6 protein-coding genes are annotated in these 13,583 nt (G+C 43.2%); all 6 read left to right on the forward strand.

What is annotated here, in order from left to right; translation table 11 throughout:
- Nucleotides 1-91: 91 nt before the first annotated feature.
- Nucleotides 92-1,156 (forward strand): phytanoyl-CoA dioxygenase family protein, encoded by a 1,065-nt coding sequence (locus tag ADS77_RS20665; protein ID WP_054456089.1) that lies wholly within the window; start codon nt 92-94, stop codon nt 1,154-1,156.
- Between the two features lie 528 nt (nt 1,157-1,684).
- A complete protein-coding gene (locus ADS77_RS20670; RefSeq protein ID WP_054456091.1) occupies nt 1,685-2,923 on the forward strand; it encodes a hypothetical protein in 1,239 nt (412 codons plus the stop codon).
- Nucleotides 2,924-2,933: 10 nt separating this feature from the next.
- A complete protein-coding gene (locus ADS77_RS20675; protein WP_054456092.1) occupies nt 2,934-3,881 on the forward strand; it encodes a formyltransferase family protein in 948 nt (315 codons plus the stop codon).
- Between the two features lie 125 nt (nt 3,882-4,006).
- On the forward strand, nt 4,007-4,483 hold the full coding sequence (locus tag ADS77_RS20680) for a hypothetical protein (RefSeq protein ID WP_054456094.1): 477 nt from the start codon (nt 4,007-4,009) through the stop codon (nt 4,481-4,483).
- Between the two features lie 147 nt (nt 4,484-4,630).
- On the forward strand, nt 4,631-5,248 hold the full coding sequence (locus ADS77_RS20685; RefSeq protein ID WP_054456096.1) for a phage tail protein: 618 nt from the start codon (nt 4,631-4,633) through the stop codon (nt 5,246-5,248).
- A gap of 219 nt (nt 5,249-5,467) precedes the next feature.
- On the forward strand, nt 5,468-13,583 hold an 8,116-nt coding region (locus tag ADS77_RS20690; RefSeq protein ID WP_235575826.1), incomplete at its 3' end, for an Ig-like domain-containing protein.

Consider the following 13,583-nt stretch of genomic DNA (forward strand, 5'->3'; position numbering starts at 1 on the left):
AGCACTCTATTCTAATTAAGTTTAGTCAGCGTTAATAAATCAATTTAAGGTGTTTTAGTTGTCTGAAATCAGGCAAGGAAAAGGAGTTATTATGCAAAATGAGTTGATAGCAAAAGTGCCACCTTCGGACACAATAGCGCAGAGCACAACACTTCCTTGTTATAAAGAAACTGGAGGCTTAGGTCTATTTCAATTAAAGCGAATGTGGCACAAAGTACAGTTACAAAAACAAGGCTGTGCGGATAAAAAAATAATAGAAAACGAATGGTCGCTTGATGTCATGATAATGGACACTCTAGGCTTAGGGCTCACACCGACTATAGAGTCTATTTTTGCGAGTGATAGTTTTTTCGAATTTGAAAATTGGGTAAAAAAAGTGCATGGCAGAGCTATTTCAAACGCAAAAAGAAATCAGCTTAATAAAAGCATTGTTTCATTTTTTGAGGAAACAGACATAAAAAATGAAGCAGCATCAGTAGAGACGCCTCGTTACTCTATTTTAACGCCACTGCAGTGGCAAAGCTGGGATGATAATGGTTATGTTATTATTCCAGCGTTGGTGCCAAAAAAATTATGTGAAGACGTTTGTAATATGCTTTATGAACGTTTGAAAATGGATAAAAACAACCCCGCTTCATGGTATAGCTGTCATGCGCTTAAACAGGGGGTTATGGTACAAATATTTAATGATATAACCATGCAAGTTATACGCTCTCTTCCTCAAGTTCGAGATGTTTTTGAGCAACTCTGGGGGAGAAAAAACTTAACAGTAAGCACTGACAGACTTAGTTTTAATCCACCACAGACAGAAAGTTGGCAGTTTCCTGGGCCAAATCTTCACTGGGATATAAACTTTAATAAACCACTCACCTTTGCAACGCAAGGGTTGTTGTACCTTACTGACGTTACCGCTGAGCAAGGTGCATTCAGTTGTGTACCTGGCTTTCATAAAAAAATAGATAACTGGCTAGCTAACCTACCTAAAAATACCAATCCACATTCTTTTAATTTCGATAAATGCCACAGCACTCCATTGGCTGCAAAAGCAGGTAGCTTAATTGTTTGGCGACATACATTACCGCACGGTAGTTGTCCAAATAAGGGGGATACACCTCGTATTGTACAATACATAAACATGACTCCATTAAGTAAGTAGCTAAAGACTCGCTATGAATAAAAAAGAATGCCGTGTAATAGGGTGTAATATTTTTTATTTTTAACTTATGCCAAACTTATATATATACCCAAACCACCTCAAGATGCGAGCGTCGTTGGAATTAAAAGCGATTTAGGCAAGGCATTGATTGCAAGTAATAGTGGTTCTATTATTAAAATCAATCCCTTATAAAAGTAACGCTGTATAAGTCGCTTTTAAACTAACCCGTTGTGCGTTTCACAGAGACTTACTCTCATCGTTGTTCCTTCTTAAAAGGGACGGCCATTCCTACAAAGTAACGCCTTGATATTAAGCCTCTGTGAAACGCTGAATTCTGCATCTTGAGGTGGCTTGGGTATAACTTATTGTTAAAAATAAGTTGGTAGACTTTTCAAGTAAGTGATTATTAAAAATAATAGAACTAAAAAATTGTGTTCTACGTCTTGTGGGCTATTATACCGTATAAAAGCAATGTTAATTTATGATGGAGTTATTTGTTGCAAATGAGTGATAAGGGAGTGCTTAAGTATGAATTCACATGATTCACAGTCTACAGCAAGTTTGGAATATGCGGTCCCTCAAATTGATGAGCTATTAAAACACTCAATTCGTACCCAGCTTGAATCTCTTTTGAAAGCTAAATTAACAACAGGCCAGCGTCAGTTACTTTTGCAAAAAAGTTTTGTGGATGCAATGACTTTGGTGTTGAGCGACACAAAAATAGAGCATAGCACTTTACTTAAAGCTTTTGAGGCAATGTATGACCAAGCTGTGCAATCTATGGCATTGGCACAGCTTAGTGAAGAATTACTCACCAAACAGTATGTATCAGCCTCAGGGCTAATAATGTCACCTCATAACTGTAAGCACACAATTAAAGATGTTTATCGCATTCAAGGATATGCACGCGGTTTAGACCGAGCAATACATAGTAAGCTTAAACATAATGATTCAGTTACGATCCTCTACCCCGCGTGCGGTCCTTTTGCACCATTATTATTACCATTATTAAGTTATTACAAAGAGAGTAAAAAATTTACTAATAAACAGGTTAAAGTGATATTGGTGGACGTTCATCCTGGTGCAATTTTAGCGCTCACACAGCTAGTAGAAGATTTGCAACTTAGTGAATATATTTTGCGAATAGAAGAAGCTGATGCGACAGAGTATAAGCCCAGTGAATCAATTGATATTCTTGTACTTGAAGCGATGCAGCATGGCTTTACCAAAGAAGGTCAGTTAAGTATTGCTAAACACTTGGTGCAGTTTTTAACAATTGACGGCTTGATGATCCCGCAAAATGTATCGGTTAGAGGGATGATGGTAGTAGGTGAAACAGAGTTTAACCAGCAATGGAAGCAAGCACAATACAGCCACTCGCTAAATGTAAATAACGATGCGCAGCAAGACCGAGTAGAGCTTGGTGAAATTTTAAGTATTAATAAGTCAACGTTGCTCAATATGCAAGAACTTGAATTGCAAGATGGAGTAAAGGTTATTCCTGCGAGCAAGATTAAACTACCCTCAAGTGTGAAAGATATGGGGAAGCGTATTTTAGCTATATATGCTCACATAGACACTTTTGCCGATGAAGGAGTAGAGCAATATGACTCAGGTGTAACGCATCCTAGACCAGATATGACTTTTTACATAGATGCTAAACCCAAAGATATAGAGCATACCCATTTTGTCGCTCACAGTGGCGACATGGTGCAGTTTTATTATCAATTGAGCGGTTTACCTGGATTTGTGCCTGTAAAGTTGTAAGGAGGCAGCAATGCAAAAGTTCGCAGTTTTTACGGGTAGCTGCCAAAGCTTACCTGTTGTGCAATATTTATTACAAACCAATCAATTAGCTTGCGTGGTATTAGTCGATGGGCAGCCTAACCCTGATTTAATGCAGCTGCAACAATGGCTAAAGCAGCAAAATATCACCACGTTACCTTATAGTAAAAATGGCGATGACGCTTTGCTGTCGCAACTAGATAGGTTAGCCGTTAATTGTGGGGTCGTTTATTTATTTAGGCATAAAATTCGAAAGTCACTAATGCAATATTTTAATGGTGAGCTTATGAATATTCATCCAAGCCCCTTACCAGAATATAGAGGCCCACAGCCGCTCTATTGGCAGCTTCGTAATGGCGAAACGTTAACCAAACTGACCATGCATCAGGTTACACAAGAGCTAGATTGTGGTGACATAGCATGTGATGTAGAGATAGATATTCACCCTTTTGACACTATTCAATGTTTATATCAAAAGACATCACAAGCATTGCTTCATTTGATATCGCAGTATTGCGAATTGAAACAAAACAATCAGTTAGCATTGTGTAAACAAACTACAGAGTACACAAAATTAGCGCCTGCATTGCAACCTTCCGACTTAGTGGTTAACTGGAGCACATGTAACACAAGTGACATTGTTAATATGGCCAAAGCGGGCAACTTAGATCGGTTTTGTGCACAACTAATATTTCGCCAAAGTACTTTTCAATTATTACAGGCTTCAAAGGTTGAGTGTGCATTAAAAGGTATTACACCAGGGACCATTATTGAGCTTGGCTTAAAAAGTGGCTTAATAGTGAAAACACATGATGGTGCCGTAAAGTTAGATATTTTAGGTGCTACTCAAGGGTGTTTTGATGGGTATCGCTTTGCGCTTTTATTTGGTTTAGAGCCCGGTTTAGTATTTGATAACGATGTAGCAGTAAATAGTAGATAAGCAATCTTTATGGTGGCTTAGTTGAGAAGGGGCGATAAATTAAAAGCCTAGCTATTAGGCTAATGTAATTTATCACCTCTGCAGTCTAACTATGCTCTGATATTAACCTCAGAAGCGAGATAGATATGAATATTAAGATAGGTTTAACCAACCGTTATGGATATGAGCTAATAGCTTATCCTTTTAATGGTGGTGCATGTCCTGACAATGGAGAAAAAATAGCACCACTTGAGGGAAAAGGGGAGCTCACTATAGCCTCTGGAGAAAATGCAATCATTGATGTGCCAGGTATGGGGTCTTTGTTAGTACAATTTTTGGGTGAACAAAAATTAGAGAACTTTCATGATAGAGCTTGTGAAAGCCCCAGTGAGTTTGATCAGTACGAACAAATGGCATTACTACGTTACAAAACAACTGAACTTTATTGGCGATTTCCAAGCAGTGACGATGCACAACTTGAGCTAAGCGTGAATGATATTGGTACCGTGTGCTTAGACAAAGTGCTATCAGGAGAAGCTCGGCGTGTTTCACTACCAGAGTTTTTTATACCACCAGTATTTTTGCCTAGTGGCGTTGATGAACAAGAGTCACAGGCAGAGTAGGCGGCTTACATTGTGAATTTAAGTTGTATGTAAGCACACATCGCGGTTAGTTCGCGACAGGGTTATAACTGAGAACAAAACTAAATTACACACTCTGTTTGTGTTGTTTTGCAACAAGAGTATAAAACAAATTATGAGGAATTAAATATGGCTACTGAACCATTTATTGGCACACTTACTGCGTTCGGCGGTACTTTTACCATTGAGAGTTGGGGTATGTGTTGGGGGCAGATGCAGGCAATTAGCGAGAATACGGCTTTGTTTTCATTGTTTGGGGCGATGTATGGTGGCGATGCTCGTACCACCTTTGCTTTGCCAGATTTACGAGGTCGTAGCCCAGTTGGTCAAGGGCAGATGCGAGGAGGGCATGATTATCGACAAGGCATAATGATGGGGACTGAGCGTATAAGTTTGGCTACAAGCCAGATGCCAGCCCATTCTCATACTGCTATTTTTACGCCCTCGGGTGGTGGTAGCCCTATTGCAGCAAAACTTGAAGTTGCTACTAATGGAGGCACATCTACAACGCCAAGTACAAGCACTTACTTAGCAGCAGGTAGTACTAGTGATAACTATGTGGCACCTGGATTAGGTGGGGTTGACTTAGTAGACTTACCGGGTCTTACAGTAACTGGTGGTGGCAGTGAGGGTGGAACCGTGACTGTAGGTACAACAGGAGGTTCCGAACCGATTGGAATAATTAACCCCTTGTTACCACTTAACTGGTTAGTAGCTTTGCAGGGGATTTACCCATCAAGGAGCTAGCCATATTCTGGTTAAGTTGTTAGCTAAGGTGTAATTAATAGCGCGCTAGTAGCTGCTATTTAAACTGTAATTGGTTGTTGTGAAAACGTATATCATCGGGCTTAGTGACGATGATATACGTTCAACAGTTTGAACTTTCGTTAAAAGTAAGCGCCAGTTTTAGCGAAAGTTAGAGTAAAGCTAGTTACTAAGAGTGAGCATATATAGAGGATTTAAACAATGCATTTTGATTTCGTATTTCCCAAGTATGTTAACCCACAGAGCATGTGTGTTAACTATAATAAAATGACAAAACTAGCCTTGTTTATGTCCGCAATTTATAGCACACATGCTGTTGCAGGGACATATGATTTTAGTTCAGTATCTGGCTCTGGAACACCAACGCTAACGACCACGGTAGACGGTATTACATTAACAGCAACTCAGTCAAACAGTAATAATATAACCCTTACTGCAGGCTTTTTAGATCCTGGCATCTCTAACAATAGTGATACTTGGACCATTACCTTTAGCTCACCGATAAATATAAGCCAGTTTCAAATGGGTGAAATTTCTAATCTATCAGATGGTATTTATATTTTTACACCAGATAGTGGTACGGCGGTCAGTATTGATGCGGATGATCCGGCTATTGTTGGCTCTATTGCCACCTTAACACCAGGTGACTGGACATCGGTTAATTCTGTAACAATGAGTTATGATTACCCTTCTAATTCGTCTCATGTGGGCGTTGATAATATTCAATTTACTGCTGCGCCAGCAAATTCAGCCCCAGCTGTTGATTTAAATGGTGGGATTCCAGGTACAGGGAGTTTTTCGGCGTTTACTGAAGGCAGCCCTGCTACCGTGATTGCACCCGATGCTGAAGCCGGTGATAGTGATGGCGACTCAATAACAACAATAACCGTTGCATTAACAAATGATCAAGACGGGGTGTTTGAAGGTCTTAATGTATCTGCCAGTGCGCAAAATGCACTTGGGGGTGTAAGTGGTGCATCAGATATTAGTTTACAAGACACAATTTCTATTACAGGTGCAACTGCAACAACGGCTGAAGTTACCACTTTCCTTAAAGCAATCACGTATAACAATACCAGTTCGTCGCCCAACACAACTTCGCGGACAGTGTCAGTTGTTATCAATGATGGCACTGAAAACAGTACTAGCCGTACCGCGACAATTTCAGTGGCTAATCTTACAGCAGCTAGCTCTACAGCAGCGGGTTTTAGCACCTTAGATGGTACAAATTTAAATCCGGCAATAACGTTTAGTAGTGACTCCGAAACATTAACGATAAGCAATCCATCACATATTACAGGTTCAGTGGCTGATGGTGGCACGGGTACAGATACCATTCACGTTCCGACTGGATCCGATTTAACGGCTTTTACTACATTAACAGGCTTTGAAACATTAACAATGCCTAGCAGCGCCACTTTAACGCTAACTGAAGCGCAGCATGAGCAATTTACGACTATTTCGGGGAGCGGTGCTCCCATATTTACAATTGCAGCAGGCAGTGGGGGCGATGCAAATTTAACGGCCAATAGCACTATTGCAACATACGTTTTGAATACACCAATTGCATTAACGCTTGTAGATAGAGATCAGTCTGTTACAGGCAGTAATTTAGCTGATTCAGTCGATATTTCCAACTTTTCGTACCGAGGAACTCTCGATGGTGGGGATGGCACAGATACACTTACGCTAGCTGATGGCGCGAGTTTAGCGGCGGCAACGATTTCAAACTTTGAAACGCTTAATTTGAGCGGCGGCGTATCTGTCACGATGAAAGAAGCGCAGCATGATGCGTTTTCTACAATTTCAGGCGCAGGTACAGATCAAATTACTATTTCTGCGACAACGGATGGGTTAGTTGCTGCGAGTGATATTGAAACGTATGTGTTGAGCACTGCAAATACAATTACGCTATCAAATGGCTCCCAAAATATAACCGGTAGCGCGGGCGCAGATACGGTAAATATTGCAGGTTTAACGGTTTCGGGTACACTCAATGCAAATGGTGGCAGCGACACCTTAAGCATGACAACAGGTGCTGATATAACAGGCGCTACAGTATCTAATTTTGCAAACCTGACCTTAGCATCCAACTCATCGGTTAATTTTTTAGCATCACAAGTAGGCTTATTTACAGGCACAGTAACAGCGCCTGGATCTGAAACTATTACTGTATCGGGTGATGGTAATTTAACGACGCTTAGCAATATTGAAACATTTTCAATTGGTGATGACAGCACAAATACGCGAACGATTTCAATTGGTTCTGCTTCTCAAAATATAACCGCGAATTCAGAAACAGATGCCGTCACTTTTGTTGCGGGTAGTTTAACATTAACCGGAGCACTAACAGGTAAGGGTACAGTCAACGATACATTGTCCCTTTCAACGGGTGCTAATATCACGGCAGCTACGATTAGCGATATTGAAAATTTAACGTTGGCCAGTGGCGCAACAGTGTCTATGACGCGCTCGCAACAAGCTGCTTTTACAGGCACTATATCCGCTCTCGGTACGCAAACTGTGAATATTACTGGGGATGGAGATTTCTCTACACTCTTTGATGTTGAAACATATAATGTGGGGGATGACTCTTCAAATAGCCGCACTATAACAGTGAGTTCAGCAACTCAAAATATAAGTGATAATTCTAGTAATACCTCGGTCACGTTTGCAATTGGTGCTGCTGGTTTTAGTGGTACTTTATTCGGCGAACCGACAGTAGCCGATAGTGTAAGTGCAATCGATGGTGCGGATGTAACAGCAGGTTCATTTTTTAATATTGGTACATTGAGCTTATCGTCTGCGGCAACGGTATCTATTGATGCGAATAATATAAGTGATTTTGGCACTGCTATCACAGGCTCTGCTGGTATTGATACGTTGAAATTAATGGACGGTGGTACGTTTAATTTTACGAACACAACGGTCTCAGATATTGAGGCGTTGTCGTTAGGTACAAATAGTAACACCACAATTACTCTGTCTGATAACTTTGATACTAATGGCGCCACTGTGTCATTCTCAAATGCCAGCGGTAGTGCTATCTCGGCATCAGTGAGCTTAGATGCAAGTGCATTTAGTTCGGATATTTTATCTATCACATCATCAAACTTTAATGGTGACGATACATTTAAAGGCGGCTCTGGCGCTGATACTTTGCGCCCAGGAAGTGGAACCGATACCTTAACAGGTAATGCTGGCAACGATAATTTTGTTGGCAGTAGTTCACAGCTCAATGGCGATACGATTACAGACTTAGCGGTTGGAGACACAATTACCGTAACGGGTGTAACGGGTCTTTCAACCGCAAACGTGCAATTTAATGGTACTAGTACATTAGAAGTTGATACGAATGCCACTGATTTTAATATTTCAGAATTAACACTATCACTGACTAATGCACCAGGCAATGATCTTGCATTTACTGTTGCTGATAGCGGATCAGATACCGTTATTACCTTTATTTCAGCAAATTCAGCGCCTGTATTTAGTGCTCTCAATGGAGGGGCGACATTTATAGAAAATGGGACAGCTGTTGTTCTGGATAGTGACGTAACTATTGCCGACACTGAGCTTGATGCGCTCAATGGCAGTGTTGGAAATTACAATAATGCAAGTTTAACGATTAATCGAAGCGGTGGCGCAAGCAGTAAAGATGTATTTGGTAATTCCGGCCTTTTAGGAGTACTTACCGAAGGTGAGTTATTCACTTATAACGGTAATAGCGTCGGGACTGTTACAACCAACTCCGCAGGAACTTTGGTTTTAACATTTAATAGTAATGCTAGTTCTGCGGTGGTTGATGCTGTATTACAAAACTTGACGTATGCTAATAACTCAGATGATCCGTCAAGCTCAGCTTCATTAAATTATATATTCTCTGATGGAGTATTGAACAGTACCGGAACTAATCAGGCTACAGTGACAATTACGCAGCTAGATGATGCGCCTACTGATATTTCATTATCTGCTACAACTATTAATCAATCTGTCACAGCCTCAGGGGCTGATGTTGCAACAATCAGTTCAACTGATCTTGATGATACCAGTCATACATATACGTTGGTGGCACCAAATACCTCGACAAGTGGTAGTTGCTCGTCTAATGCAGGTAATAGTAGCTTTCAAATAAATGGCAGTATTTTAGAGACTCAATCCGCAATTTCAAGTGGTACGTACATAGTTTGCGTACAATCGGATGATAGTACATCGACCTTCCAAGAATCATTTTCTATTACTGTTACTGATGATGTAGCACCAAATGCACCTACTTCACTGGATTTAATTGCAAGCTCAGATTCAGGGTCTTTAAATACTGATAATTATACGAATGACATTACACCAACGTTATCAGGCCTAGCAGAGGTGGGGGCAAGTATTACCTTGTTTAGTAATCAAACGGGTAATACGGTAATTGGTACTGGCACTGCAACCGATGGAACATGGGAAATCACCACGAGTGAACTGACAGCAAATGTTGTACACACGATTACAGCAAAAGCGACTGACGCACTTAGCAATGTATCCGTTGCGTCAACGGGCATTGCTATTACACTCGACACTGTTGTGCCAAGCACGCCAAGTATACCTGACTTAGATACTGCCAGTGATACAGGAACTTCAAATACAGATAATATAACAACAGATACCACACCGACTTTAAATGGTACTGCGACAGTGGGAGATGTTATTACACTGACTTCAAATGTCGACGGTGTTTTAGGTACTGTTACAGTCCCCGCTGGTGGTATTTGGAGTTTCACACCTTCATCGGCTATATCAGCAGGTTCACACACAATAACGGCTTATGCATCAGATCTGGCAGGAAATAATAGTACATTATCAGCATTGCTTAGCATCACGATTGATGCTGGTGCGAGTACGCCAACAATTACGACACCAATAGAAGGTGATGGTAAAGTAAACGCCAGTGAAGACAATGATGTTGTTATATCTGGCAGTGGAGCTGAGGCCGGCGCGTCGGTAAGAGTTTCGGTTGATGGTGTGATAGGAACTGTTACTGCTGATGGCAGCGGTAACTGGACACTTGCTGGTGGCAATGAACTTGATATTAGTTCATTGAATAATGGCACATTATCAATCAATGTGACGCAAACAGATACCGCGGGCAATACATCTTCAGCCGCTACATCATCAATTATTTTAGATAATCAAATACCAAGTGCTGTTGCGATTACAACGCCAATTGAAATTGATAATAAAGTTAATGCAGCAGAAGATAATGATGTACTGGTGCAAGGCTCTGGTGCAGAGTCAAGTGCAACCGTTACTGTAAATATTGGCGGGATCACTAAAACTGCTACCGCCGATGCAAGTGGTAACTGGAGTCTTGCAGGTAATGAACTAGATATAAGTTCGTTAAATAATGGTAGTTTGAGTGTTTCAGCAACTCAATCGGATAGTGCGGGTAATACGTCAACGGCGGCAACCACATCAATCACACTTGATAATGAAACACCAAATACATTGACAATTACTACCCCAATATCAACAGATGGTAAGGTCAGTGCTGCAGAAGATGATGCCTTGCTGATCACTGGCGCTGGCGCTGAGTCTGGTGCAACAGTCACTGTCAATGTGGGTGGAGTTAGTACGACAACCACGGCCGATTCAAGTGGTAATTGGAGCTTGTCAGGCAACGAATTGGATATTAGTGCGCTGAATAATGGCACGCTTACAGTATCAGCAACGCAAGTAGATAGCGCAGGGAATACCTCAACTGCAGCAACCACGACCATCAGCTTAGATAACCAAGCGCCGAATGCACTGACGATCTCCACGCCAATTGAAGGCGACGGTAAAGTGAATGCCAGTGAAGATAACGATGTACTCGTGCAAGGTAGTGGCGCAGAATCAGGCGCAACCGTGACGGTTAATGTGGGTGGGGTTAGTACGACAACCACGGCCGACTCAAGCGGTAATTGGAGCTTGTCAGGCAACGAACTAGATATTAGCGCGCTGAATAATGGCACGCTTACGGTGTCGGCAACACAAGCCGACAGCGCAGGGAATACCTCAACGGCGGCGACCACATCAATCACACTTGATAACCAAGCGCCGAATGCACTGACGATCACCACGCCAATAGAAGGCGACGGCAAAGTCAATGCCAGCGAGGATAACGATGTACTCGTGCAAGGTGGCGGCGCAGAATCAGGCGCAACAATTACAGTCAGTATTGACGGCGTGACGACAACCACCACCGCCGATTCAAGCGGTAATTGGACATTATCAGGCAACGAATTGGATATTAGCGCGCTGAATAATGGCACGCTCACGGTATCGGCAACGCAAGTAGATAGCGCAGGGAATACTTCAACGGCGGCAACCACATCAATCACACTTGATAACCAAGCGCCGAATGCATTGACGATCACCACGCCAATTGAAGGCGACGGTAAAGTCAATGCCAACGAGGATAACGATGTACTCGTGCAAGGTGGCGGCGCAGAATCAGGCGCAACCGTGACGGTTAACGTGGGTGGGGTTAGTACGACAACCACGGCCGACTCAAGCGGTAACTGGAGCTTGTCAGGCAACGAATTGGATATTAGCGCGCTGAATAATGGCACGCTTACGGTGTCGGCAACGCAAGTAGATGGTGTGGGGAATACCTCAACGGCGGCAACCACATCAATCACACTTGATAACCAAGCGCCGAATGCACTGACGATCACCACGCCAATTGAAGGCGATGGTAAAGTCAATGCCAGCGAGGATAACGATGTACTCGTGCAAGGTAGCGGCGCAGAATCAGGCGCAACAATTACAGTCAGTATTGACGGCGTGACGACAACCACCACCGCCGATTCAAGCGGTAATTGGACATTATCAGGCAACGAATTGGATATTAGCGCGCTGAATAATGGCACGCTCACGGTATCGGCAACGCAAGTAGATAGCGCAGGGAATACTTCAACGGCGGCAACCACATCAATCACACTTGATAACCAAGCGCCGAATGCATTGACGATCACCACGCCAATAGAAGGCGATGGTAAAGTGAATGCCAGCGAGGATAACGATGTACTCGTGCAAGGTAGTGGCGCAGAATCAGGCGCAACCGTGACGGTTAATGTGGGTGGGGTTAGTACGACAACCACGGCCGACTCAAGCGGTAATTGGAGCTTGTCAGGCAACGAACTAGATATTAGCGCGCTGAATAATGGCACGCTCACGGTATCGGCAACGCAAGCCGATAGCGCAGGGAATACCTCAACGGCGGCAACCACGACCGTCAGCTTGGATAATCAAGCGCCGAATGCACTGACGATCACCACGCCAATTGAAGGCGATGGCAAAGTCAATGCCAGCGAAGATAGCGATGTACTCGTGCAAGGTGGCGGCGCAGAATCAGGCGCAACAATTACAGTCAGTATTGACGGCGTGACGACAACCACCACCGCCGATTCAAGCGGTAATTGGACATTATCAGGCAACGAATTGGATATTAGCGCGCTGAATAATGGCACGCTCACGGTGTCGGCAACACAAGTAGATAGCGCAGGGAATACCTCAACGGCGGCGAGCACATCAATCACACTTGATAACCAAGCGCCGAATGCACTGACGATCACCACGCCAATTGAAGGCGACGGCAAAGTCAATGCCAGCGAGGATAACGATGTACTGGTGCAAGGTGGCGGCGCAGAATCTGGTGCAACAATTACAGTTAGTATTGACGGCGTGACTAAAACCACCACCGCTGACACGAGCGGTAATTGGAGCTTGTCAGGTAACGAACTAGATATTAGCGCGTTGAATAATGGCACGCTTACGGTGTCGGCAACACAAGCTGACAGCGCGGGGAATACCTCAACGGCGGCAACCACATCAATCACACTTGATAACCAAGCGCCGAATGCACTGACGATCACCACGCCAATTGAAGGCGACGGCAAAGTCAATGCTAGCGAGGATAACGATGTACTCGTGCAAGGTGGCGGCGCAGAATCAGGCGCCACCGTGACGGTTAACGTGGGTGGGGTTAGTACGACAACCACGGCCGATTCAAGCGGTAATTGGAGCTTGTCAGGCAACGAATTGGATATTAGCGCGCTGAATAATGGCACGCTTACGGTATCAGCAACGCAAGTAGATAGCGCGGGGAATACCTCAACGGCGGCRACCACATCRATCACACTTGATAACCAAGCGCCGAATGCACTGACGATCACCACGCCAATTGAAGGCGATGGCAAAGTCAATGCCAGCGAGGATAACGATGTACTCGTGCAAGGTGGCGGCGCAGAATCAGGCGCCACCGTGACGGTTAACGTGGGTGGGGTTAGTA

Origin of the sequence: Pseudoalteromonas porphyrae (assembly GCF_001298125.1) — a bacterium.
Classification (GTDB): Bacteria; Pseudomonadota; Gammaproteobacteria; order Enterobacterales; family Alteromonadaceae; genus Pseudoalteromonas; species Pseudoalteromonas neustonica.

What these genes read in the sequence shown, in the direction of transcription:
- ADS77_RS20665 (WP_054456089.1), top strand. Translation starts at nt 92, where the DNA reads ATGCAAAATGAGTTGATAGCAAAAGTGCCACCTTCGGACACAATAGCG.
- ADS77_RS20670 (WP_054456091.1), top strand. Translation starts at nt 1,685, where the DNA reads ATGAATTCACATGATTCACAGTCTACAGCAAGTTTGGAATATGCGGTC.
- ADS77_RS20675 (WP_054456092.1), top strand. Translation starts at nt 2,934, where the DNA reads ATGCAAAAGTTCGCAGTTTTTACGGGTAGCTGCCAAAGCTTACCTGTT.
- ADS77_RS20680 (WP_054456094.1), top strand. Translation starts at nt 4,007, where the DNA reads ATGAATATTAAGATAGGTTTAACCAACCGTTATGGATATGAGCTAATA.
- ADS77_RS20685 (WP_054456096.1), top strand. Translation starts at nt 4,631, where the DNA reads ATGGCTACTGAACCATTTATTGGCACACTTACTGCGTTCGGCGGTACT.